Genomic DNA, 23,448 nt, shown 5'->3' on the forward strand with positions numbered 1-23,448 from the left:
TTTCGAAACTCTCCGGTTTTTCTATTATTGAAATATGAAGGGTATATCAACTATCAATGTAATAGAAACAAGCAATATGACTCCCGGAGAGTTATCAACTAATCTTATTTCATCCAATGAGATAACTCATTATTCGGCATTAAGGGAACATCATTATGAGTACAGCAAAATTAATCAGCCCCAACACTTCCCACCTGATTTATACCCGCAACAACATTAATGAAGATGTAAAGCAGAGATCGATTACTGCCCTGAATCATATGGTGATCCACTTTATCGACCTCTCCATGATGACTAAACAAGCCCATTGGAACATGCGTGGCAGAAACTTTATTGCCATCCATGAGATGCTTGATGGTTTCCGCACTGCTCTCACTGATCACCTTGATACATTCGCAGAACGTGCGGTTCAATTGGGTGGCACCGCGCTAGGAACGGTTCAGGAGGTTCACAGCCGAACCCGGCTGGAAAATTACCCAACGGGCATCCATGATGTGCAGGATCACTTAAAAGCACTGGCAGACCGCTACGCCGTTGTTGCAAATGATATCCGTCAGGCGATTGTTGATGCAGAGGATGAAGATACGGCGGATATGTTTACCGCAGCTTCCCGTGATCTCGACAAATTTTTATGGTTTATCGAAGCAAATATTGAGCAATGAAATAAAAATATTATTTTTCATCATCTTATGGCCGCATCTGCGGCCTTTCTACATCACGGATAATCTCCAATAAGAAAAAACATCGAAAAATAGCCGCTACAATGTCAAAGATTAGACTAACCTTTAAAAAAATCATTTTTCTCTCTATAATCTCTTTTTGATTTAAAAATCAACATGAGGACGCTATACGATGGATACCGAAGTCAAAGATTCTAACGGCGCATTATTAAATGATGGTGACACCGTTCAAGTTATCAAAGATCTGAAAGTCAAAGGTACTTCTAAGACGCTGAAACGCGGCACATTGATCAAAAACATTCGTCTGACTCACCGTGAAGATGAAGTTGAATGTAATTCGGATAAAATCAAAGGGTTAGTGCTTAAAACCTGTTTCTTGAAGAAAATTGGGTAAATAGCAGTTACAAACCGATTTTTGCTTAAAAGATAAATAATATTAATTTTTATATTATTTATCTTTTTTTATAAAAAGTTTGGAATAAAATGGAATATTTTTCCAATTTTCAACGAATATCAGAAAAATAATTCTTACAATTCATAATATAACCCCGCTTTAGAATACCTTCTCAACAAGTATCAAGTATCATCATACAAATGTACTATCAGCCTTCTTTTTTAATACATTAACTCACTAACGATTATTTATATTTTCTGAAGCAAATTAAATAGTAAAAATTCACTACAATCATTGATAATTACATCACGTATAACCAGACTGTGTTTCTTTGTTTACTTCGAATCAATTACACACTTAATAACGAAAAAAATTCAAGTTATTATAAACTTTAATTTTAGTTAAAAAACAAAATTATGTTTGAGATTAAAATAAATTATATGGAAACATCCTACTAATATTTTACAATGATTCACTATAATCATTATAATTTAAACCTATCTTATCGATAGCTCACCGCTATATTCAACAAAACCTAAACAACATTTATTATATAAAAAAACACATTGACATAGAAGAAGCAAAGAATAGAATTACCATTGTTAGCAAGCATGCTAATATAAATTAAATCTGATATTTTATTTAATATCAAATAGGAGTCAAAAAATGGAAATTGAATTTATTGAAGAATCTGAATCATCTGTAGAAGTTCTTTGCAATAGTCTTGGATGTCCATAATAAAATATATTACCCTCCTTATTACAGGGGGGTACATTAGGTGTTCATCATGAATATAAAAGAAATAAACATTTATTTATCTAAATTGATATCAAATCCTAAATATTCCATAAAAATGTATGAAAACCCTAATAAGTTCATGGAGATATATCACATATCTCAGTCTAGTCGAGGTATTTTAATAGATTTTTTTAGGCAAAATGGTAGTAAGTTTGTTAACTCTTCAATCTTACAAAAAACAAAAAGAATGGATGGATTAATAATGTCACTACCAAATTTATACAACTATTTGAATAAAGATAATTTTGAATTAGAATTTGAAAAATACCTTATAAATATTGACTTCAATAATGAAGTAAAAAAGAACCCTATTATTGAATCTACTTTCTTTTGTGAACATATAATTCAAAAGACTGGAGATGACCTTTTGAGAACTATTGCCTTATATGAAAAAGAAAAAAATAATCTATTAAAGGATAAAATTAATTTTAAATTGAGTGGTGGTGGTGGATTTCTTCCACATCAAGATCATCCAGCGTTTACTAGATTTATTAAAGAAGAAATATTTAACATTATGATCCCAGTTGATGATATGAATATAGCAAATGGTTGCCTATATATTTCAAAAATTCCATTTAAAAAGAAATCGATCCCTCATAATAGTGGACAAACATTAAAAAGCGCATATAAAAATTATCACTGGATTCCTATTCAAGCTAAGTTATGAATTAAGATTATTCTCTTTTCTTAGTCTATCTGTTATTTTTATTTTATTTTTTATCTTTAAACATGGGCCATTATATAATATGGCTTATACTGCCATTATCTTATTGGTGGCTTTGAATTTGTTTATCAGAACTAACGATAATATAAGTCACCGAATAACAGAAAAATCTTTTTTGCCTTCATTTCTTTTATTCCCTTACTTTATAAATTTATTATACTTTATAAAAAACAAAAAAATATTCACCATAAATTTAATTATCTCAGTGATACTCTCCTATCTGGTTTGCTATATTGCTTATCAGCAAACACCCGATAGAATAATCTATATAACAATAATATATCTCAGTTTTACACTTTATATATTCACCCTATTTTTCTACAATATCATTCACATAGAAAATAAACACCTATCTTATCTTGTTAATTTCTCATCAAAAAGAAAATTTATTTTCATTAATTATACTCTGTGTCTTTTATTATTTATAATATGTGGCCTGTATTATATTATAATGACCAAATCAACTGCGATATTAATTTTTTATTATTCAGGAATTTACTCTTTAACAGCACTAATAAATTTATCAAGATCGCAATATACAAAATTAATCACCCTGTGTGTTATTGTTTTATTTTCTTGTTTAGGAGGATATATTTATGCTTAATATTATCGGATTAGATATTTCAGTTGGCCATAAAAAAATATTCTCTGATATTAATTGCCAGTTTGATATTGGGCTAAATCGTATTGTAGGTGTTAATGGTTCTGGAAAAACCACGTTTCTTTCCTGTATTTCTGGTATTAACAAAATTGATAAAGGGAAAATAAACCTTATTAAAGACAATAAAAATCATCCATTCAAGCTACAAAAGCAGGGTTTTTATCTTTCTGATCATATTGATTTTTATCATTTTCTTACCGGACTGGATATCATAAAACTCATTAAACGTTATAAAAAAATAAATTGCCATCATCAGTTAGATGATTATTTAACAGGATTTGGCATATCCGGTTATCTGAATACTAAATTTGGTGATATGTCACTGGGAACCAAAAAGAAACTATTACTGACATCAGCATTAATGACTGATGTCGATGTTTACATTTTAGATGAACCCACCAATGGCCTTGATGTGACATCAATTAGTTTTCTAAAAGAAAAATTCAATTCTCTTGCTGACCAGAAAATTATCATTTTCAGTTCACATGACGAAAATTTCTTAAAAGATCTCAACATACATGATTACAAAATACATGAAAACCGTATTTCCAAAACGGGAAGTTAGCATAACTTATCGTGGTCAATAACGCTTCGTCACGTTATTGACCTTTTTTCATTTGCAGTAATTCATCTTCTGACGGCACATCCGGTTGCTCAATAGGAAATACCGGTAAAGCATTCAACAGACGGGAACCATAACTTTTGCTCAGTAGGCGCCGGTCATAAATCACCACCTCACCATAACATTCATGACTGCGGATCAATCTTCCCACTTGCTGAATAAGGCTGAAAGACGCACTCGGCAAACTTTGTACTTCAAAAGGGTATCGCTTTAGGGATTTCAGCCATTCACTTTCCGTAATGATGACCGGATTGGTCACAGGAGGAAAAGCTATTTTATGGATATGTACTTGTGAAAGATAATCACCTTTCAAGTCCAGTCCTTCCGCGAATGACTGCAATCCAATCAACACGCTGGGCTGCCCTTCATCAATACGTCTGCAATGAGTTTCCACCAATCGATAGCGCGGCTGATCACCTTGCACCAATAACATAAGCCGCAATTCTTTCACGAAAGTGAGAAAACCTTCCATTGCACGCTGGCTACTAAATAGCACCAACATTCCCCGATAGGCTCCCATCAGTACCTGCGAACGAAAATAACGCGCCATTTCTTCAAGATGCTGCATTTCATTTTGAATAGTGGGTTCCTGCGTCATCTGGGGAATAATAATACGTCCCTGGCGTACATGTTCGAAAGGAGATGACAAGGTGATAAAGCGATCATCATAATTTTCATGCAGCCCAGTCAGCTCCTGAATACGAGAGAAGCTATTTAGAGAACGTAATGTCGCTGATGTCACCACAACATGGGGAATATTACGCCATAACAACTGCGTTAATTGCTCGCTGACTCGAATGCCTGCACAGTGAAAATAAAGATGCGATTGGTTTTTCTCATAACGGCGAGTGAGCCATTTCGATATTGGTGCATGGGAAGATTCTTCCTGTGATGCTAAACGCCACAGTTTCACCATATTTTCAAAGTAACCCGATGTTCGGCTGGTTTGCAGAATAGCATGATGCAACCTGACAATATCCTGTTTGGCTGTTTGATCGGTAAGATCATTTAAAATCGCTTCAGACAGGCCACGCAACCCATCAGTAAGTTTGAATAATTGCTGGCAGCATAACAGCAAATTTTCAGGTAATTTTCCCAGTTCAAATAAATATTCTGCTGTTTCACGGCGCTCGGGCAATAATACCTGTGTGATATCCGCCAGCTCCTTAAAACATTCACGAATTTTTTCACAATGCGCCTGCAAACGGGTGATATTTGCCAAAGCTGGCGGTTTGGCCGGGCGAAATTGAAGCAAGTATTGCTCTACATGGCGAACAAAGGTATCCAACTGCCCATTAAGTTGAAATAACGTGATTTCGCCTTCAACTTCCAGCGAATCCCTTGCAACATCAGGAATATGATGCCCTTCATCCAAAATCAGCAACAGGTTTTTCGCGTCCGGCAAAACGGATTCATTTTCCAGTGCAGCTATGACCAGAGAATGATTGGCAACAACAACATCCGCATTTTCAATTTCCCGACGGGCAAGGAAAAATGGGCAGCGATGGTAAAACTGGCAATTTCTCGCCAAACAATTCATTTTATCGGTGCTGATCTTTGCCCACAGCGAATCCGATAACGCCAGTTGATGATGGTCACGCAGACCATCCCAGGCAAAAGTGGTGTAATCACTGCGCAGCCTACGGCACAGTTCCCGCTCTTCACTATTGGCGATTTCAGTTTTGTCTTCGACCAAAAGCATCAGATCAATCTGCTCCCCCTCCGCAGCACAGATAGCTTCCAAATTGCGGGGGCAAACATACCGCGCACGGCCAAAAGCCCCGGTGAATTTCAGGTCAGGGATGAGCTTGCGTAACAACGGCAAATCTTTGCTGTAAATCTGATCTTGCAAAGCAACATTGGCTGTACTGACCACTAGCGGCTTTTTTTCCGCCCGACTGACGGCAATACCCGGGATCAGGTAAGACAGCGTTTTACCGACCCCGGTCGGGGCTTCTATCACCAAATGTCGTCCCTCTTCATCTGCCAGTGTCTTTGCAACCTCTGCAATCATCTGACGCTGAGGCTCGCGTGGAATGAAGCCATCAATATGGATGGATAATGCCTTATACCATTGGCTAATCTGATTTTTTATTGAACTGGAAAGTGCCATGAGTTTTGCTACGTAAAATTGGAGGGCTATTCTCCCATAGAGCGACCCTCAGATCAGCTTTATATCGCTATTATTGGGAACACGTTTCCAGCTTTTTCATTGGAGAAGCAAGAAAATCGGTTATTACTTGTTTGGAATACAGAAGCCGATATACTTTTGGCTTTCCGTGTCGGCTATAAACCATGACTAGAAGCTATCACTGAGAACCACGACTTAAAAATATAGCTTTTAAAAACATAGCGGCTAAAAATTCTGATTAAAAATCTTATTGAGAACTAAAGATGAAAAAAATCCTGCTTATTATCATCGTGTTATTTTCCCTCGGCTCTATTGGCGGTGTCTTTTTGGCAGGGCTGAATATGTACACTCGCTCAACAACTCCGGTAGAAGAGCCACAGCAGTCACAGCAGGAAAACGCCCCGATAGGGCAACAATAACCGTCAATACATCCGCTTTTATTGCAATATCCGGCATTGCAACATCATGTGAGAAAGCTCATGAAAAATGAATATTTTGTTAGTCCGCAATGGTTAAACGACCATCTCCATGATGAGAATGTCGTCATTGTTGACGCCAGCGCCCCCATGCCTACCCAAACTATCGATTATCACCAGTTATGGCTAGATAACCATATTCCGGGTGCCCAGTTTTTTAACCTGGATAAAATCGCCAATCTCCAGACTAACCTGCCACATATGCTGCCAGAACCGGAGATTTTCCGTCAGGCCGTTAGCGCGATGGGGATCAGTGAAAACCATCTGGTGATAATTTACGATCAGGGGAATATGTTCTCTGCCCCACGAGCATGGTGGACTTTCAAGATCTTTGGCACTCGCAATATCCGTATCCTTGAAGGGGGTTTACAGGGCTGGCAGCAAGTGGGTTATCCAACGGAATCAGGTGAAGTTACCCGTCAGCCCCAAATTTTCAATAGCCAATTCACCCCTGAAAAAGTCTGTTCTCAGGAACAGATCCTTGATGCTCTCCATAATAAAGCGCCAATACAGTTTATTGATGCCAGAGCCGAAGACCGTTTTCAGGCTAAAGTACCAGAACCTCGCCCCGGTTTGAGAATGGGGCATATACCCGGCTCAAAAAATGTCCCGTGGACAGCATTGATTGATAATGGAAGTTATAAGTCACCAGACGAAATTGCAGCTATATTCAAAAAGCAAAGCGTTGATTTAAAACAGCCAATGGTGACTAGCTGTGGTTCTGGAATGACAGCCGCAGTTTTAGTATTAGGGCTGGATATGATTGGTCACAAAGAAGTGGGATTATACGATGGCTCTTGGGCGGAATGGGGTGCCGATGATTCTCTTCCGTTAGAAAAATAGATAAAACAGCAAAGGGCATCAAAATATCATGCCCTTTTTCCTATCAAGCATATGAATCCTACTGCTTTTATAAGACGATTAATTAGAAATTTTATGGTATACAAATAGGACAACTATCGCACCCACGACTGCAATGGCAAAACTTCCCAGATTAAATCCATCAACTTTTCCCATGCCGAAGAATGTACTGATATATCCGCCAACGACTGCACCAATAATTCCTAAAATCACCGTCATGATGATACCGCTGCTGTTATCCCCCGGCATAACCCACTTCGCAATAATTCCAGCAATTAAGCCAAAGATAACCCATGACAGGATACCCATATACAACCTCCAGAATTGATTAGATGATTTGCTTAAGAACCTTAGTATAGGCTCTAATAGGATTTTACTGTATATTTCTCTTCTATGCCCTAATTTAAGACACTAAATAAAAGAATTGCAAATAGTAAAAGAAAATATATTTATAAGTCATTAGCCATATTTATATAAAAATTAACATTAAAAATCAGAATCCATTAATGAAATTTAAAAGTTAATTTTTCCAAATGAATAATTATCACAGGTCAGTTAGCAAAATATTTTTCAGTATAATGGGAAATATTCGGACAATATAATAAAGATGAAAGGGATATAGCAGATAATTTAATAGCGGCTGGGTGAGTCCCAGCCGCTACGTTCTCTCAATTTATAGCAATAATCATGCTTCTGCAGCTGAAGAGATAATATTTGAGATAGCAGCAGACGTTTTCAATGCTCTAATCTGCATAAATAACTCATCGGCTTCATCATACTCTTTACGTAGATAGCCAAGCCACTGCTTGATGCGGGCAACGTGATACATACCTGTATCACCCCGCTTTTCCAGATAAGTATATTTTTGCAATAACTGAAGCACACCATTCCACGGCATTCTTGGTTCGTTATATTTAATAACACGACTCAAGTTTGGCACATTCAGTGCGCCACGGCCTATCATCACCGCATCACATCCCGTCACCTTCATGCACTCCTGAGCACTGTGCCAATCCCAGATTTCACCGTTGGCAATCACTGGAATGGCGAGGCGACGCCGGATTTCACCAATCGCCTGCCAGTCTATGCGTTCTGCTTTATAGCCATCTTCTTTAGTACGCCCATGCACCACCAGTTCGGTCGCACCCGCCTGCTGAACGGCATCCGCAATTTCAAACTTATGATCACCGGTATCCCATCCCAGACGCACTTTTACCGTAACCGGTAACTCTTCAGGTACCGCGTCCCGCATCGCTTTGGCACCACGGTAGATGAGTTCAGGATCTTTCAATAATGTGGCTCCCCCACCGCCGCCATTTACGGTTTTAGAAGGGCAGCCGCAGTTTAAATCAACGCCCCAAGAGCCCAATTCAACTGCCCTGACAGCATTTTCGGCCAGCCATTCTGGATATTGCCCCAGAAGCTGCACCCTGACGGGTGTTCCTGATGGTGTCCGGCTCTGGTGCTCCAGTTCAGGACACAACCGGTAAAAGGATTTCACCGGCAGCAGACTGTCCACCACACGTAGAAATTCCGTGATACAGAGGTCATAATCGTTGACCTCACTCAACAGTTCCCTGACCAGATGATCCAGAACACCTTCCATCGGAGCCAGTAAAACGCGCATGGATTATTTTCCCGATACGGCTAGTTTGCTTTGGATGAAGTACGCGGCCAGCCCTGTCGCGATGGTGCACCTTTACTACGCGGACGATCACTGTTTTGTTTGGCACTGCCTTGGCTAGAACGGTTCTGGCTGGAACGGCTCGGCTTGGTACTACCCTGATTGGAAGGGCTTTGTCTGCCGTTGCCACGCTGACTGCCACGGGAATTACTTCCGTTCAGAATGGGCTCAGCTTTAATGGAAGGATCAGGGTCATAACCCGAAATCGCAATACGTGGAATTTCACGCTTCAGCAGTCGTTCAATATCGTGCAGGAGTTTGTGCTCATCGACACAAACCAGCGATATTGCCTGTCCTGTCGCTTCCGCACGGCCAGTACGACCAATACGATGTACGTAATCTTCCGCAACATTAGGCAATTCAAAGTTAACGACGTGGGGCAGCTGATCGATATCCAATCCACGGGCAGCAATATCTGTCGCCACCAGCGCGCGTATCCGGCCTGACTTGAAATCGGCCAGCGCACGGGTTCTGGCTCCCTGGCTTTTATTACCATGAATCGCGGCAGCAGTGACACCATCTTGACTGAGCTGTTCCGCCAGACGGTTTGCGCCATGTTTGGTGCGGGTAAAGACCAATACCTGCTGCCAGTTCTGGTTGCCTATCATATGAGAGAGCAATTCTCCCTTACGTTTTTTATCCACAAAATGAACAGCTTGATCGATTTGTTCAGAAGCCGAATTACGACGGGCAACTTCTATGCTCACCGGATCACACAGCAGTTTATTGGCAAGGCTCTTGATATCATCGGAAAAGGTCGCCGAAAACAGTAAATTCTGGCGTTTTGCGGGCAATTTGCTCAATACCCGACGAATGTCATGAATAAAGCCCATGTCCAACATGCGGTCGGCTTCATCCAAAATAAGGATTTCAACATGGGATAAGTCCACCGCATTCTGGTGTTCTAAATCCAACAGACGCCCCGGAGTTGCCACGAGAATATCGACACCACCACGTAATTTCATCATTTGTGGATTAATGCTGACACCACCAAATACAACCAGTGAACGCAATCTGAGATATTTACTGTAATTGCATACATTTTCACCCACTTGAGCCGCCAGCTCACGGGTCGGTGTCAAAATCAGCGCCCTGACCGGACGACGACCTTTTGCCTGAGCCGGAGATTCACTCAGTAATTGCAAAATTGGCAAAGTAAACCCTGCCGTTTTCCCCGTTCCCGTCTGGGCACTAGCCAAAAGATCTTTACCGGACAACACAACAGGTATGGCTTGCTGCTGAATAGGGGTGGGTTCCACGTAACCTTGTTCTTCAACGGCACGTAAAATATCAGCCTTCAAGCCGAGTGACTCAAAATTCATAAATAAGAAATGCTCCAGACTTCACCATTCCTGAAAACCAGTTCAGGAGCAGTTTTATGGGAAGAAAACAGACGCGATAAATCGCAAAGAAATTACACAAACTGCAATGCATCATAAGCTGGCATTATAACAGATATGTTTTTCTAAACAGCATAGAAGAAAAGAATAATTGACTTTTATATGCTAATAAACGTGCCTATTGGCAGAAAACGTTTGCAGGAAATGACAAAAAATAGGCATATTATTTTTTTTTGGTGGCGATTTAACGTAAATTTATGCCAGCTTTACATCAGGTTACTTTAGTTTTAAAGTTAATCATATGATTGATATATCGATGGCATTTTCGAAAATTTTTTGTAACAGGATACCGCATAACATGGCAGCTAAAACGACTCAAACATCGCGAGGCGAACAGGCCAAACAGCAACTTATTGAATCAGCGATAGAAATTTTCGGGAAGTCCGGTCTGGAAGGGGCGACCACCCGTAATATTGCCCAGCACGCAAAACAGAATATCGCCGCTATTTCTTATTATTTCGGCTCTAAAGAAGGGCTATACCTTGCTGTCGCACAATTTATTGCCGATAAGCTAAAATCGGAATTTTCCCCACTCGTTGAAGCGATTGACCGTTTTTTTGTCGAAACTTCTCAGCCTTATCCACAAGCGCAGATACTGGCATTTATCCATGAAGGAATGACGAGGTATAACTGTCTGATTTTCGAAACAAGCAGCATCAATCTCAGTCGAATCATGTCACATGAGCAGTTGACGCCCACAGCGGCTTACAGCGTTATCCATGAACAGGGGCTTGCCCCGGTTTATTCCCGTCTGAATAAACTCATCGCCAATTATATCGGCGCGGATGAACGCCAGATTTCAACACAGATCCACACACATGCCCTGTTGGGGGAAATTCTTTCTTTCCGTCTGGCACGAGAAGCGTTACTACGCCAAACGGGTTGGGACAATCTTGGCACCAAAGAATACGAATTAATCAATCAAGTGTTATCTCAACACATCACTTTATTGCTTAACGGGTTACGGCAGAAGTAACTCACCCAATGCCATACAGGCTGAAAATTAAAAATTGAATAACGCATAAGGGATGGTATGAACAGTAAAAAGTTTGCTCTTTTCCTATTAGCGATCATCGTTGTTATCGGAGCTATTGTCGGCATTGATTATTATCAGGAACAAAATGACAAGGAATTAATGCTGTATGGCAATGTTGATGTCAGAACCGTCAATCTTGGCTTTCGAGTCGCGGGTAAGCTGGCAGCCCTGCAAGTAGATGAAGGCGATGCAATCACTGCGGGTCAGGCACTCGGCCAACTCGACAATGCCCCCTTCATCAATGCCCTGAACCAGGCGAAAGCAACCCGTGACGCCGCCAAAGCAACTCTTGCCAAAACCGAAGCCGGTTATCGCACTGAAGAAATTGCTCAAGTACGTGCCGAGACCACGCAAAAAGAATCCGCATTCCGCTTCGCTGATAGCTTCCTGAAACGTCAACAGGGGTTATGGCAACGTAAAATGATTTCCGATAACGAGCTGGACAATGCCAAAACCGGCCAACATCAGACGCTGGCGGCCTATCAAGCGGCAAAAGATAAGTTACGTCAGTTTGAGGCGGGTTATCGTAAAGAGGAAATTGCCGCCGCCAAAGCGCAACTGGCACAAGCAGAAGCTGCCGTGGCACAGGCAGAGCTTAATTCACAGGATACGCAACTGACTTCACCGTCAGCAGGTGTCATTCTTACCCGAGCCATCGAACCCGGCACGATGCTGGCAGCCGGAAACACCGTCTTTACACTCTCGCTGACCAAACCTGTCTGGATCAGAGCGTATATTGATGAACCCAATCTGAATCAAGCGATAGCAGGGCGCGAAATCCAAATTTATACCGATGGGCGGAAAAATCAGCCCTATCACGGCAAAATCGGCTTTGTTTCTCCAACGGCTGAATTCACGCCCAAAAATGTCGAAACACCTGACTTAAGAACCGATTTGGTCTATCGGCTGCGCATTATTGTCAACGATCCCGATGAAGGGCTAAAACAGGGAATGCCTGTCACTCTGCGTTTCACTGATTCTAATAAGTAAGGCGCGAACATGACCAGTTCGGCTTACACGATAATACTGAACGGCGTAGAGAAAACATTTCCGGGGTTGGAAGTTCCTGCCGTATCACACTTGAATGCAGAAATTCAAGGGGGATCAGTTACCGGTCTTGTCGGGCCGGACGGTGCCGGAAAAACCACGCTGATTCGGATGCTGGCAGGGCTATTGAAGCCCGATAACGGCAATATTAAAATCATGGGGCTTGATCCCATCAAAGACAGCGTTGAAGTGCGTTCTGAACTGGGCTATATGCCGCAGAAGTTCGGTCTGTATGAAGATTTAACCGTGCTGGAAAATCTCAATTTATATGCAGAGCTGCGGGGTGTGCTTCGCGAAGAGCGCAAGGCCACTTTTCAAAAACTACTGACTTTCACAGACTTAACCCATTTCACCGGGCGGCTGGCGGGAAAATTGTCCGGAGGCATGAAACAGAAACTGGGGCTTGCCTGTACACTATTGGGAAGCCCGAAAGTTTTGCTGCTTGATGAGCCGGGAGTGGGTGTTGATCCCATTGCCCGTCAGGAATTATGGCAGATGGTGCACGAACTCGCTTCCGACGGAATGTTGATTCTGTGGAGCACGTCTTATTTAGATGAAGCAGAGCTGTGCCGTGATGTTTTACTGCTGAACCGTGGTGAATTGCTCTATCGCGGTCAGCCGCAGAAATTGACCCAGAATATTGTCGGACGATCTTTTCTACTCGATGTCAAACAAGGTTCCCGCCGTAAAATCCTGCAACATGCGCTTACGCTGCCACAAGTGACGGATGGAGTGATTCAGGGAAGATCTGTGCGTCTGATCTTAAAAGCTGGTGTAGACCAAAGCGATCTACTCCAGCAAATAGGGCTGCCTGATGCCAAGCTATTTGACTCCGAACCTCGCTTCGAAGATGCCTTTATCGATCTACTGGGTGGCGGCCCTTCCCATCGCTCTGCACTGGCAGAAATCATGCCGCAGATACCGCCCAATCCGACGGAAACCGTTATAGAAGCCCGTAGCCTGACCAAAAAATTTGGTGATTTTGCAGCAACTGATCATGTGGATTTTCAGGTGAAGCGCGGGGAAATTTTTGGCTTGCTCGGGCCTAATGGTGCTGGAAAATCGACAACCTTCAAGATGATGTGTGGGCTGATCGTCCCCACTTCGGGCAATGCGCTGGTTCTGGATATGGATTTAAAAACCAGTTCAGGCAAAGCTCGCCAGCGTCTCGGTTATATGGCACAGAAATTTTCCCTCTATGGCAATCTGACCGTTGCACAGAATCTTAAGTTCTTCTCCGGTGTTTACGGGCTGAAAGGCCGCCATCAGCGGGAGAAAATGGCTGATATGGTCAATGCCTTTAATCTCGAACCGATCTTGCATCAAACCACCGACAGCCTTCCGCTCGGCTTTAAACAGCGTCTTGCCCTTGCCTGCGCCTTGATGCACGAACCCGATATTCTGTTTTTGGATGAGCCAACGTCGGGCGTCGATCCACTGACTCGCCGCGAGTTTTGGCTACATATCAACGGAATGGTAGATAAAGGTGTTACCGTGATGGTGACCACCCACTTTATGGATGAGGCAGAGTATTGTGATCGTATCGGGCTGGTATTTCGGGGAAAATTGATCGCCGCAGGGACACCTGATGAGCTGAAACAGTTGGTCACTACTCCTGAGCGTCCCAATCCTTCAATGGAAGAGACCTTTATCGATCTTGTGGTGAATTATGATAAGGAGCCGCAATGAGTCATCCTGAACGCATTCGCCCTGAATATCAGGGATCCCATAAAGCTGTCAGTTTTTCATGGCGTCGGTTAAAAGCACTGTGCATTAAGGAGAGCAAACAAATTGTCCGCGATCCCAGCAGTGCCTTGATTGCGGTAGTTATCCCGTTGATGCTGCTGTTTATCTTTGGTTATGGCATTAACCTTGATTCCGGCAAACTGCACCTCGGCATTCTGATGGAACAGCAAAGTGAAGATGCCCGTGAACTCGTTCATGCATTTACAGGCTCGCCCTATATCGATGCCACTGTCAGCGACAATCGCCAACTCTTGATCAATAAAATGCAGATGGGTGGGGTTCGCGGTATCATCGTGATACCGGTAAATTTTGATGTTCAGCTCGCCCGTGTTGATGGTTATGCCCCTATACAAGTGATCACCGATGGCAGTGAACCCAATACCGCCAATTTTGTTCAAGGCTATGCGAAAGGCGTCTGGCAAATCTGGTTACAGCAACGGGGGCAAAATCGCGCGGTTTCAACGGCTCCACTCATTGACATCCAAATCCGTTACTGGTTTAACCCCGCAGCCATCAGCCAGCATTTTCTCATCCCCGGCGCCATTTCAATTATTATGACGGTGGTAGGAGCGATCCTCACTTCTCTTGTGGTCGCCCGCGAATGGGAAAGGGGAACAATGGAAGCACTGCTGTCAACCCAAGTCACCCGAACTGAATTACTGCTCGCCAAATTATTACCCTATCAAGTGCTGGGTTCTTTCGTCATGGTGCTTTGCATGATATTCACCGTGTTTGTACTGGGCATTCCCTATCGCGGCTCACTCTGGCTATTGGCACTGATTTCCAGCCTCTATCTCGCTACCGCCTTGGGTATGGGCTTGCTGATTTCTACTGTGACACGCAATCAATTCAATGCAGCAATGATTGCCCTGAATGCCGCTTTTTTGCCTGCCATTATGTTATCCGGCTTTGTTTTTGAAATAGACAGTATGCCCGCTTTCATTCAGGCAACGACTTATGTCATCCCTGCCCGCTATTTTGTCAGCAGCTTACAAACGCTATTTCTGGCGGGTAACATCGGCACTGTGCTGATCACGAATTTGCTTCTGCTGATTGCCAGCGCCATCGTTTTTATTGGCTTGACCGCATGGAAAACCCGTCGGCATCTGGATTAAGAAGGAAAGAGCATGTTTTACAGCCTGTATACGCTAGTCATAAAAGAGTTGCAGTCTCTCCTGAGAAATCCCCAGACACGAGCCACTCTGATTGTGCCGGTTCTCTTTCAGATGACCCTGTTTCCTTGGGCGGCCACGCTGGAGGTCAAGAATGCCACGATTGCCATTTATAATGAGGACAAGGGGCAGGCTTCCATTGAATTAACCCAGCGTCTGGCAAAATCGAAAGCATTTCCTGACATTATTTTGCTGACCAGTTCACAGGAAATCCGCCCGACGTTAGATAACCGCAAGGCACTGCTATTGGTGCGCTTTCCCCAAAATTTCAGTGCCAATATTGCCAGCCAGACACCGACTTCAATTCAGGTTTTACTGGATGGACGCAACTCAAACAGCGCACAAATTTCCGCTAATTATATCCAGCAGATTGTGATGAATTATCAGAAGGAATTATTAGGCAATTCGGCCAGTCTCAACAATAGCGACTTGATCATTCGTAATTGGTATAACGCCAATCTGGATTATAAATGGTTTGTGGTGCCATCACTGGTTGCCATGATTACGACAATTGGCGTTTTGATCGTGACCGCACTTTCCGTTGCCCGTGAAAGGGAACAGGGAACACTGGACCAATTGCTGGTTGCTCCGTTGGCGACATGGCAGATTTTCCTCGGTAAGGCGATCCCCGCATTGGTTGTGGCAACCACTCAGGCAAGTATTGTTTTACTTATCGGGACATTGTTTTACCAAATTCCTTTTGCCGGTTCCTTGCTGCTATTTTATGGCTGCACTCTGGTTTATGGTCTATCGCTTGTTGGTTTTGGCTTACTTATCTCCGCTGTCTGTTCAACGCAGCAGCAGGCTTTCATCGGCGTGTTTGTGTTTATGATGCCAGCTATTCTGCTGTCTGGTTATATTTCTCCCGTCGAAAATATGCCCGTTTGGTTACAGGATATTACGTGGGTTAATCCTATTCGGCATTTTACTGATATCACTAAGCAAATTTATTTGAAAGGTGCGGATTTTTCGGTGATTTGGCACAGCTTATGGCCGTTATTAGTTATTACCGTGACAACTGGCGGGATCGCTTATCGGTTATTCCGTAGTAAAATTGCTTGATGAATTATGGAAAATTATTTTCTCCCGAACTTTTGGCTGATTTTTCCAGTCATGTATTCCACAGGGACAACTCTTGACCGGAGGTGCAAAAAGAGGAAAGCATAATCGATCATCATTCTATTTTTACATTCTCTCTAAAAATAATTAACAAAAAAATAATGGGAAATAATATATCAACAATTAATCAGAAAAAGATCTTCTTACTTTCTTTTATTTCTAATATAAAAAAACCTGCTGGTGCAGGTTTTTTTCCAAAATATTCAGTGGTGATTAACGACGATCACCGAGAATACGTAACAACATCAGGAACAGGTTGATGAAGTCCAGATACAGAGTCAATGCGCCAGTAATGGAATATCTGCGCAGGTTCTCTTTATCGTTAACATCCAGCTCTGCACCCATTTCTTTCAGTTTCTGGGTGTCATAAGCAGTCAGACCCGCGAAGACTAAAACACCAATATAGGTGATTGCCCACATCAGTGCCGGGCTTTTCAGCCAGATGTTTATCAGAGAAGCCAGAACGATACCAATCAGCCCCATAAACAGGAAGCTACCTAAACCACTCAGGCTGCGCTTAGTGGTGTAACCGTAGACACTCAAAGCACCAAACATCGCCGATGAAATGACAAAAGTACTGGCAATCGAGCCAAGAGAATAGATCACAAAGATACTGGAAAGCGTCAGTCCCGTCAGCATGGAATACAGCATAAACAGCCCTGTCGCCAGCGCACCGCTCATTTTATGAACCAAGCCAGACAGCACAAATACCAATGCAAGCTGTGCAATGATCAGGCCATAAAATACAATGGAACTGCTAGAGATTGCGTTTAAGATTTCAGGGCTATTCGCTACATATCCTGCAACAAATGCAGTTAACAGCAGACCACAAGTCATCCAGCCGTAGACTTGTGCCATATAAGTTTGTACACCAGAGCCAGCTTTCTGGACAATCGAACCACTAGAACGTTGATATCGGTCCATGACGATTACCTTTTTATAACAAGTTAAGGGAAATTGAGACTAATTGAGACTGCTTAAAAATAAACAGTCTATTCAATTGTTATACATTAGCATAGAACATTAACAAAACCATCCGCCAATTAATGGCAATTTCAGCGATATATTATTTAACTATCCAGTTTTAGAGATAGGCCGCAAAATTATCAGCCAAAAGATTTTACCGTTATTTACCAGCGCCCAGCCGCTTCCTGATCACTCTCTCGCGTTGCTACCCAGCGCTCTCCTTCCACCAGAGACTCCTTTTTCCAGAATGGTGCTCTGGTTTTCAAATAATCCATAATAAATTCAGCCGCAGCAAAAGCCATGCTGCGGTGAGCGCTGGTGACACCAACGAACACAATCTCCTCACCCGGATACAATGCACCGATGCGATGAATGACACTGATTCGTTGCAGCGGCCAGCGCTGACGAGCTTCGTCAATGATAGCCTGCAACATTTTTTCCGTCATACCCGGATAATGCTCCAGTGTCAGTGCCTTGACGCTATCCCCCAGATTATGATTACGCACTTTGCCCGTAAAGGTAACGACTGCGCCATCATCATCGCACTGCGAGAGCCATTGGTATTCATCACCAACGTTGAATATCTCCCTTTGGACACACACTCGTGTGTTTTCCATGATCATCCCCCCGTAACTGGCGGGAAAAAAGCCACTTCATCACCATCCTTCAAAGGGTGTTCAGCATGTACAAAAGATTGGTTCACTGCGGCAAGTAATTTGCCCTCCTCCAGTGCCAGCGCCCATCGTTCTCCTTTCTCAATCAGAGAGTGACGAAGATCCGCAACCGTTGGGTATTCATGAGGCAGTTCGAGTGAATCAGCCCCTACCAGTTCACGAATCTGTGCAAAAAATAGGACTTTTATCATGATCCCACCTTAAAATTTCCTGATTTGCCGCCGCTTTTTTCCAGCAAACGTACCGGCCCAATCACCATATCTTTTTGCACAGCCTTACACATGTCGTAAATCGTCAAAGCCGCCACAGAAGCAGCGGTCAAGGCTTCCATTTCCACGCCGGTTTTCCCCGTCAGGCGGCAGCAGGATTCGATTCTGACACGATGATGTTCGGCTTGTGCTTCTAGTTGTACTTCAACTTTACTCAGCAGCAGCGGATGGCACAGTGGGATCAATTCCCAAGTTCGCTTCGCTGCCTGAATCCCCGCAATACGGGCAGTCGCAAAAACATCGCCTTTATGGTGATCACCAGCAACAATCATGGCCAGCGTTTCCGCCTGCATTTCAACAAAGGCTTCTGCCCGTGCCTCTCGCACGGTTTCCGCTTTGGCAGAAATATCCACCATATGGGCTTCACCCGCAGTATTGATATGGGTCAGTTGGGACATTCTCCGCTCCTGAAAAATGAATTGAGCCGTTAAATTAACCGCCAATGAAAGAAAGATTAGGGGTAATGCCACTATCCCCCTGATGTAAAAAGTGAGTCTCACGCTTATGGCGCAACCCACCTTGAATGCGCAATTTTAGATCATCAAGTAACGTGTCATCGGACAATAAATCACGCAATGGAATTCCCTGCTCACCAAACAGGCACAGGTGAAGATTGCCAATCGCAGAAACCCGCAGGCGGTTGCAGCTTTGGCAGAAGTTTTTTTCATACGGCATGATAAGGCCAATTTCGCCCTGATAATCGGGATGACTAAAGACCTGAGCCGGCCCGTCACTGCGGGCGCGTTGCTGTTGCTGCCAGCCCTCTTGCAGCAGATGGCGACGGATCACTTCACCGGAAAGATGGCGACGGCGGAACAATTCACTGCCTTCCCCCGTTTCCATCAATTCAATAAAACGCAATTGGATCGAACGATGTTTAATCCACTCCAGAAAAACGGGCAGGCTAGTATCATTGACGTTTTTCATCAATACGGCGTTGACTTTCACTCCACTGAACCCTGCGTCAAAAGCCGCGTCAATGCCACGCATAATCTGGAAAAATTTATCCTGTCCGGTAATGGCGTGGAATTGGCGGGGATCAAGGCTATCCACACTGACGTTGATCGCCGTCAGCCCCGCCTCTTTCCAGCGGGCAACATCGCGCTCCATTCGGTAGCCATTGGTCGTAATGGCGATTTTTTTGATCTGTGGGTTTTCATGCACTGTCGCGATGATATCGCAGAAATCACGACGCATAGTGGGTTCTCCGCCCGTCAGGCGAATTTTTTCCGTCCCCAGTTCAGCAAATGCACGGCTGACGCGGCGAATTTCTGGCAGGAACAGGAACGATTGGTGCCCATGAGGGTGATAGCCATCAGGCAGGCAATATGTGCAGCGAAAATTACACACATCGGTAATCGATAATCTCAAGTAATAAAATTTGCGGGCAAATGCATCTACGAGTTGTTCCACAATAACACCTTCCAAATACGGGAGATGCAGGCATTTCTACCTTGCACCCTGGTGACTCAGGAGCCACGGCCAAAGCATCATATCAATGTGGTATCCGTGTGATAGAACAACGACTTAGACACAGAGGCTAGGAGTTAATACCAATTTCAATCATTATATGAATAATTGTGTGAGTAACGAGATTCTCGTTGCTGATTCTAACGTTTAAGATAATAAAAAGCTAACACCAACCTTCGATATATATCTTATTACACAACGAGTTAATGAAACATTGTCACATCTACTTCCGAAGATGCATCACTCTGTTATCAATCAAAATATTCGGCAAAAGATCGGATAAAATCACGGCAATTTCTCAAAGCATCATATTTTATGATAAATTACACCCGATTTATTAAGGCCATATAAGTTTAGTCAATATCAGTAACAGGAACCCTATGCGAAACCGCACATTAGATGATTTAGATCGTGTGGTCGCCCTCGGTGGCGGTCACGGACTTGGGCGCGTCATGTCTTCCCTTTCATCTCTCGGTGCCCGTCTGACCGGTATTGTCACAACGACTGACAATGGGGGATCAACCGGAAGAATACGGCGTGCTGAAGGTGGGATCGCCTGGGGTGATACCCGCAATTGTCTGAATCAACTGATCACTGAACCGACGGTCGCTTCCGCCATGTTTGAATATCGATTCAGTGGTAATGGCGAGCTGGCCGGCCATAATCTGGGCAATTTGATGTTAAAGGCGCTGGATCACCTGAGTGTCCGCCCCCTTGAGGCCATTAACCTGCTCCGCAGTCTGCTAAAAGTCAATGCACATCTTATCCCGATGTCCGAACACCCTGTCGATTTAATGGCTGTCGATGATCAAGGCAATATGGTGTATGGGGAGGTCAATGTTGATCAACTCAATTGTGTACCACAGGAGTTAATGCTCTATCCCCATGTCAACACGACCAAGGAAGCGCTGGAAGCCATCGAGCGGGCAGACTTGATTTTGATCGGACCCGGTAGTTTTTTCACCAGTCTGATGCCGTTGTTATTGCTGGAAGATTTAACTCAATCTCTGCGCCGTAGCAATGCCAGTATGATTTATATTGGCAACTTGGGGAAAGAACTCAGCCATGCTGCCGCAGGTCTGTCGTTGAGCGATAAGCTTGAAATGATGGAAAGTAAAATTGGCCGCAAGATGATTGATGCGATTATTGTTGGCCCTTGTACTGATATCAGCTCTTTAAGTGACCGGATTGTGGCTCAACAAATTTTAGAGGCTCAGGATATTCCCTATCGCCATGATCGTGAATTATTACGACAGGCTATCGAAAATACCCTGCAAAAATTGGGCTGACTATTTTGCAAGTGGAGAGTGATGCTATTCACTCCCCACATTCCATTCTATTTCCATTACGAGTTAGCAATAAACTGTGCCCGCAATGCCTGTACCTGATCACGAATATTCGCCGCCTGTTCAAATTCCAGATCCCGCGCATACTGGTACATTTTTTCTTCCAGTTCACGAATTTTGTTTTCCAGCTCTTTTGCCGACAATTTACGGTAATCATCAGTGTCGGGAGAAGCTTTACCTCTTCCTTTGGCTTTTCCTTTACCATGCGCTGGTTGACCAATTTTCAGGAGATCACCGATTTTTTTATTCAGCCCTTTCGGTACGATGCCGTGTTCCTCGTTAAATGCCTGTTGTTTGGCACGACGGCGCTCAGTTTCATCAATGGCTTTTGCCATAGAATCGGTGATCCTGTCACCGTATAAAATCGCCTTGCCGTGCAAGTGACGCGCCGCTCGACCAATAGTCTGGATCAGGGAACGCTCTGAGCGCAGGAAACCTTCTTTATCCGCATCCAGAATTGCCACCAGAGAAACCTCCGGCATGTCCAAGCCTTCGCGCAGTAAGTTAATGCCCACCAGTACATCAAACTCGCCCAGGCGAAGATCACGGATAATTTCCACCCGTTCCACGGTATCGATATCAGAATGGAGATAACGCACTCGCTCGCCGTGCTCTTCCAAATATTCAGTCAAATCTTCTGCCATCCGTTTTGTCAGCGTCGTCACCAGTACTCGCTCGTTTTTCTCGGCACGGATACGAATTTCAGATAGCAGATCATCAACTTGCGTGGCTACAGGACGAACTTCAATTTCAGGATCAATAAGACCCGTCGGGCGCACCACCTGCTCAACCAGTTCGTTACCTGATTTTTCCAATTCATAACGGCCAGGGGTTGCAGAAACATAAATCGTCTGGGGCGCCAGTGCTTCAAACTCCTCAAACCTCAATGGGCGGTTATCCAATGCTGATGGCAGGCGAAAACCATAATCCACCAGCGTTTCCTTTCGGGAACGATCGCCACGATACATGCCGCCAATCTGCGGGATAGTGACGTGAGATTCATCTACCACCAGTAAACCATCCGCTGCAAGGTAATCAAACAACGTTGGCGGTGGCTCACCTTCGGCACGGCCAGAGAGATAACGGGAGTAGTTTTCAATGCCAGAGCAGTAACCCAGTTCGTTCATCATTTCGAGGTCAAATTGTGTTCTCTGGGTGATACGCTGTTCTTCCAGCAGTTTATCCGTCGCCAGAAGCATTTTGCGTCGCTGTTCCAATTCAACTTTAATGTCTTCCATCGCCTGAGTAATACGCTCACGCGGTGTGACATAGTGAGTCTTGGGATAGACGGTATAACGCGGCACGTTGTACTGAATCTGACCGGTCAGTGGATCAAACAGGGAAAGCCGCTCCACTTCATCATCAAACAGTTCAACACGCAGCGCATGTTCATTAGATTCTGCGGGGAAGATATCAATCACTTCGCCACGCACCCGGAAGGTCCCGCGCTGGAATGCCTGATCATTGCGGGTATATTGCAGCTCTGCCAGACGATGCAAGATGGCGCGCTGATCAATGAGCATGCCATCGGTCAGATGAAGCATCATTTTCAGGTAGCTATCGGGGTCACCCAGACCATAAATCGCAGAAACCGAGGCAACCACCACCACATCCCGACGTTCGAGCAGGGCTTTTGTTGCCGACAAACGCATTTGTTCGATATGCTCGTTCACAGAAGCGTCTTTTTCGATAAAGGTATCTGAGCTGGGTACATAAGCTTCTGGTTGGTAGTAGTCATAATAGGAAACAAAGTATTCCACCGAGTTTTCAGGGAAGAATTCTTTCATTTCGCTATAAAGTTGAGCCGCCAGCGTTTTATTGGGAGCAAGGATCATCGTTGGCCGATTCAGATTTGCAATAACATTAGCTATCGTGAAAGTTTTGCCTGATCCCGTCACCCCCAAAAGCGTCTGGTGGGCAAGACCATCTTCCAGCCCTTCCTGTAATTTCCGGATAGCCTCTGGCTGATCCCCTCCCGGTTCGAAATCAGAATGTAACTTGAATACTTTGCTCGTTTCTTTGCTCATGCTCCACTTCCACCTGATATCATTTACAACAAAAAGCCCCTGCACATCCAAATGCCGACCCAAACTCTCTTATAATACTGGATAAAAAACCAGCTTCAAGTGAGTTAATAAAATAATATTGTTTTTTATTGCAAAGGAAGCATGT

22 protein-coding genes and 1 riboswitch are annotated in these 23,448 nt (G+C 43.7%); of the genes, 12 read left to right on the forward strand and 10 right to left on the reverse strand.

Annotation, left to right across the window (positions count from 1 at the left end; translation table 11 throughout):
* Positions 1–155 precede the first annotated feature (155 nt).
* From dps to NXS07_RS05695, 4 genes are all read left to right on the forward strand, one after another.
* On the forward strand, positions 156–662 hold the full coding sequence (gene dps, locus NXS07_RS05680) for a DNA starvation/stationary phase protection protein Dps (RefSeq protein WP_038218566.1): 507 nt from the start codon (positions 156–158) through the stop codon (positions 660–662).
* 190 nt (positions 663–852) lie between these two features.
* Complete coding sequence (locus NXS07_RS05685) at positions 853–1,074, forward strand: alkylphosphonate utilization protein (protein ID WP_012987524.1); 222 nt, start codon at positions 853–855, stop codon at positions 1,072–1,074.
* A gap of 787 nt (positions 1,075–1,861) precedes the next feature.
* Positions 1,862–2,539: a phytanoyl-CoA dioxygenase family protein gene (locus tag NXS07_RS05690; RefSeq protein ID WP_038223808.1), complete on the forward strand. Its 678-nt coding sequence runs from the start codon at positions 1,862–1,864 to the stop codon at positions 2,537–2,539.
* 653 nt (positions 2,540–3,192) lie between these two features.
* Positions 3,193–3,822 (forward strand): ATP-binding cassette domain-containing protein, encoded by a 630-nt coding sequence (locus tag NXS07_RS05695; protein ID WP_038223810.1) that lies wholly within the window; start codon positions 3,193–3,195, stop codon positions 3,820–3,822.
* A gap of 34 nt (positions 3,823–3,856) precedes the next feature.
* On the opposite strand, the gene dinG is transcribed toward NXS07_RS05695, so the two are convergent.
* Positions 3,857–5,992: an ATP-dependent DNA helicase DinG gene (gene dinG / locus NXS07_RS05700; protein ID WP_038217895.1), complete on the reverse strand. Its 2,136-nt coding sequence runs from the start codon at positions 5,990–5,992 to the stop codon at positions 3,857–3,859.
* 281 nt (positions 5,993–6,273) lie between these two features.
* Here dinG and NXS07_RS05705 point away from each other — a divergent pair, with 281 nt between their 5' ends.
* A complete protein-coding gene (locus NXS07_RS05705; RefSeq protein WP_012987526.1) occupies positions 6,274–6,429 on the forward strand; it encodes a lipase chaperone in 156 nt (51 codons plus the stop codon).
* Positions 6,430–6,489: 60 nt separating this feature from the next.
* A complete protein-coding gene (gene sseA / locus NXS07_RS05710) occupies positions 6,490–7,329 on the forward strand; it encodes a 3-mercaptopyruvate sulfurtransferase (RefSeq protein WP_038206485.1) in 840 nt (279 codons plus the stop codon).
* Between the two features lie 78 nt (positions 7,330–7,407).
* Here the strand turns inward: sseA and NXS07_RS05715 are convergent, their stop codons facing one another.
* From NXS07_RS05715 to rhlE, 3 genes are all read right to left on the reverse strand, one after another.
* Entirely contained in the window at positions 7,408–7,656 is a 249-nt protein-coding gene (locus NXS07_RS05715; RefSeq protein WP_012987528.1) for a GlsB/YeaQ/YmgE family stress response membrane protein, read from the reverse strand.
* 376 nt (positions 7,657–8,032) lie between these two features.
* The gene (gene dusC, locus NXS07_RS05720) at positions 8,033–8,974 is read right to left on the reverse strand and encodes a tRNA dihydrouridine(16) synthase DusC (RefSeq protein WP_038222413.1); all 942 of its coding nucleotides are present in this window, start codon (positions 8,972–8,974) and stop codon (positions 8,033–8,035) included.
* 20 nt (positions 8,975–8,994) lie between these two features.
* Positions 8,995–10,353, reverse strand: coding sequence for an ATP-dependent RNA helicase RhlE (rhlE, locus tag NXS07_RS05725; RefSeq protein ID WP_258086345.1), 1,359 nt, complete (start codon positions 10,351–10,353; stop codon positions 8,995–8,997).
* 376 nt (positions 10,354–10,729) lie between these two features.
* On the opposite strand from rhlE, the gene NXS07_RS05730 reads away from it, so the two are divergent.
* The 5 genes from NXS07_RS05730 to NXS07_RS05750 are packed head-to-tail and all read left to right on the forward strand — an operon-like array spanning position 10,730 to position 16,494.
* A complete protein-coding gene (locus tag NXS07_RS05730) occupies positions 10,730–11,407 on the forward strand; it encodes a transcriptional regulator (RefSeq protein WP_038193232.1) in 678 nt (225 codons plus the stop codon).
* 57 nt (positions 11,408–11,464) lie between these two features.
* Entirely contained in the window at positions 11,465–12,457 is a 993-nt protein-coding gene (gene hlyD / locus NXS07_RS05735) for a secretion protein HlyD (protein WP_258086346.1), read from the forward strand.
* Positions 12,458–12,466: 9 nt separating this feature from the next.
* Positions 12,467–14,203: an ATP-binding cassette domain-containing protein gene (locus NXS07_RS05740; RefSeq protein WP_258086347.1), complete on the forward strand. Its 1,737-nt coding sequence runs from the start codon at positions 12,467–12,469 to the stop codon at positions 14,201–14,203.
* Positions 14,200–15,375, forward strand: coding sequence for an ABC transporter permease (locus NXS07_RS05745; protein ID WP_038222406.1), 1,176 nt, complete (start codon positions 14,200–14,202; stop codon positions 15,373–15,375). The genes NXS07_RS05740 and NXS07_RS05745 overlap by 4 nt, the downstream gene beginning before the upstream one ends.
* 12 nt (positions 15,376–15,387) lie before the next feature.
* A complete protein-coding gene (locus tag NXS07_RS05750; RefSeq protein ID WP_038193224.1) occupies positions 15,388–16,494 on the forward strand; it encodes an ABC transporter permease in 1,107 nt (368 codons plus the stop codon).
* Positions 16,495–16,764: 270 nt separating this feature from the next.
* Here the strand turns inward: NXS07_RS05750 and NXS07_RS05755 are convergent, their stop codons facing one another.
* From NXS07_RS05755 to moaA, 5 genes are all read right to left on the reverse strand, one after another.
* Positions 16,765–17,475 carry a Bax inhibitor-1/YccA family protein gene (locus tag NXS07_RS05755; RefSeq protein WP_038222404.1) on the reverse strand — a complete coding sequence of 237 codons (711 nt, stop codon included), beginning with the start codon at positions 17,473–17,475 and terminating at the stop codon, positions 16,765–16,767.
* A 206-nt stretch (positions 17,476–17,681) separates the two neighbouring features.
* The gene (gene moaE / locus NXS07_RS05760; protein WP_038217877.1) at positions 17,682–18,134 is read right to left on the reverse strand and encodes a molybdopterin synthase catalytic subunit MoaE; all 453 of its coding nucleotides are present in this window, start codon (positions 18,132–18,134) and stop codon (positions 17,682–17,684) included.
* Positions 18,135–18,136: 2 nt separating this feature from the next.
* Positions 18,137–18,382, reverse strand: coding sequence for a molybdopterin synthase sulfur carrier subunit (moaD, locus tag NXS07_RS05765; protein WP_038222400.1), 246 nt, complete (start codon positions 18,380–18,382; stop codon positions 18,137–18,139).
* A complete protein-coding gene (gene moaC, locus NXS07_RS05770) occupies positions 18,379–18,858 on the reverse strand; it encodes a cyclic pyranopterin monophosphate synthase MoaC (RefSeq protein ID WP_038206467.1) in 480 nt (159 codons plus the stop codon). Before moaC ends, moaD begins: the two co-directional genes overlap by 4 nt.
* A 34-nt stretch (positions 18,859–18,892) precedes the next feature.
* Positions 18,893–19,876, reverse strand: a complete 984-nt coding sequence (moaA, locus tag NXS07_RS05775; RefSeq protein WP_196244126.1) for a GTP 3',8-cyclase MoaA — start codon at positions 19,874–19,876, stop codon at positions 18,893–18,895.
* A riboswitch (molybdenum cofactor riboswitch) is annotated at positions 19,863–20,019 on the reverse strand. It overlaps the preceding gene by 14 nt.
* Before the next feature lie 291 nt (positions 20,020–20,310).
* On the opposite strand from moaA, the gene yvcK reads away from it, so the two are divergent.
* The gene (gene yvcK, locus NXS07_RS05780) at positions 20,311–21,219 is read left to right on the forward strand and encodes a uridine diphosphate-N-acetylglucosamine-binding protein YvcK (protein ID WP_038222397.1); all 909 of its coding nucleotides are present in this window, start codon (positions 20,311–20,313) and stop codon (positions 21,217–21,219) included.
* A gap of 56 nt (positions 21,220–21,275) precedes the next feature.
* On the opposite strand, the gene uvrB is transcribed toward yvcK, so the two are convergent.
* Positions 21,276–23,303, reverse strand: coding sequence for an excinuclease ABC subunit UvrB (uvrB, locus tag NXS07_RS05785; RefSeq protein WP_038222396.1), 2,028 nt, complete (start codon positions 23,301–23,303; stop codon positions 21,276–21,278).
* Between the last annotated feature and the right edge of the window lie 145 nt (positions 23,304–23,448).

The organism is Xenorhabdus bovienii (genome assembly GCF_024721015.1).
Lineage (GTDB): Bacteria > Pseudomonadota > Gammaproteobacteria > Enterobacterales > Enterobacteriaceae > Xenorhabdus > Xenorhabdus bovienii.

Coding starts and splice junctions, on each gene's coding strand:
- dps (WP_038218566.1), top strand. CDS start 156: ATGAGTACAGCAAAATTAATCAGCCCCAACACTTCCCACCTGATTTAT.
- NXS07_RS05685 (WP_012987524.1), top strand. CDS start 853: ATGGATACCGAAGTCAAAGATTCTAACGGCGCATTATTAAATGATGGT.
- NXS07_RS05690 (WP_038223808.1), top strand. CDS start 1,862: ATGAATATAAAAGAAATAAACATTTATTTATCTAAATTGATATCAAAT.
- NXS07_RS05695 (WP_038223810.1), top strand. CDS start 3,193: ATGCTTAATATTATCGGATTAGATATTTCAGTTGGCCATAAAAAAATA.
- dinG (WP_038217895.1), bottom strand. CDS start 5,992: ATGGCACTTTCCAGTTCAATAAAAAATCAGATTAGCCAATGGTATAAG.
- NXS07_RS05705 (WP_012987526.1), top strand. CDS start 6,274: ATGAAAAAAATCCTGCTTATTATCATCGTGTTATTTTCCCTCGGCTCT.
- sseA (WP_038206485.1), top strand. CDS start 6,490: ATGAAAAATGAATATTTTGTTAGTCCGCAATGGTTAAACGACCATCTC.
- NXS07_RS05715 (WP_012987528.1), bottom strand. CDS start 7,656: ATGGGTATCCTGTCATGGGTTATCTTTGGCTTAATTGCTGGAATTATT.
- dusC (WP_038222413.1), bottom strand. CDS start 8,974: ATGCGCGTTTTACTGGCTCCGATGGAAGGTGTTCTGGATCATCTGGTC.
- rhlE (WP_258086345.1), bottom strand. CDS start 10,353: ATGAATTTTGAGTCACTCGGCTTGAAGGCTGATATTTTACGTGCCGTT.
- NXS07_RS05730 (WP_038193232.1), top strand. CDS start 10,730: ATGGCAGCTAAAACGACTCAAACATCGCGAGGCGAACAGGCCAAACAG.
- hlyD (WP_258086346.1), top strand. CDS start 11,465: ATGAACAGTAAAAAGTTTGCTCTTTTCCTATTAGCGATCATCGTTGTT.
- NXS07_RS05740 (WP_258086347.1), top strand. CDS start 12,467: ATGACCAGTTCGGCTTACACGATAATACTGAACGGCGTAGAGAAAACA.
- NXS07_RS05745 (WP_038222406.1), top strand. CDS start 14,200: ATGAGTCATCCTGAACGCATTCGCCCTGAATATCAGGGATCCCATAAA.
- NXS07_RS05750 (WP_038193224.1), top strand. CDS start 15,388: ATGTTTTACAGCCTGTATACGCTAGTCATAAAAGAGTTGCAGTCTCTC.
- NXS07_RS05755 (WP_038222404.1), bottom strand. CDS start 17,475: ATGGACCGATATCAACGTTCTAGTGGTTCGATTGTCCAGAAAGCTGGC.
- moaE (WP_038217877.1), bottom strand. CDS start 18,134: ATGGAAAACACACGAGTGTGTGTCCAAAGGGAGATATTCAACGTTGGT.
- moaD (WP_038222400.1), bottom strand. CDS start 18,382: ATGATAAAAGTCCTATTTTTTGCACAGATTCGTGAACTGGTAGGGGCT.
- moaC (WP_038206467.1), bottom strand. CDS start 18,858: ATGTCCCAACTGACCCATATCAATACTGCGGGTGAAGCCCATATGGTG.
- yvcK (WP_038222397.1), top strand. CDS start 20,311: ATGCGAAACCGCACATTAGATGATTTAGATCGTGTGGTCGCCCTCGGT.
- uvrB (WP_038222396.1), bottom strand. CDS start 23,303: ATGAGCAAAGAAACGAGCAAAGTATTCAAGTTACATTCTGATTTCGAA.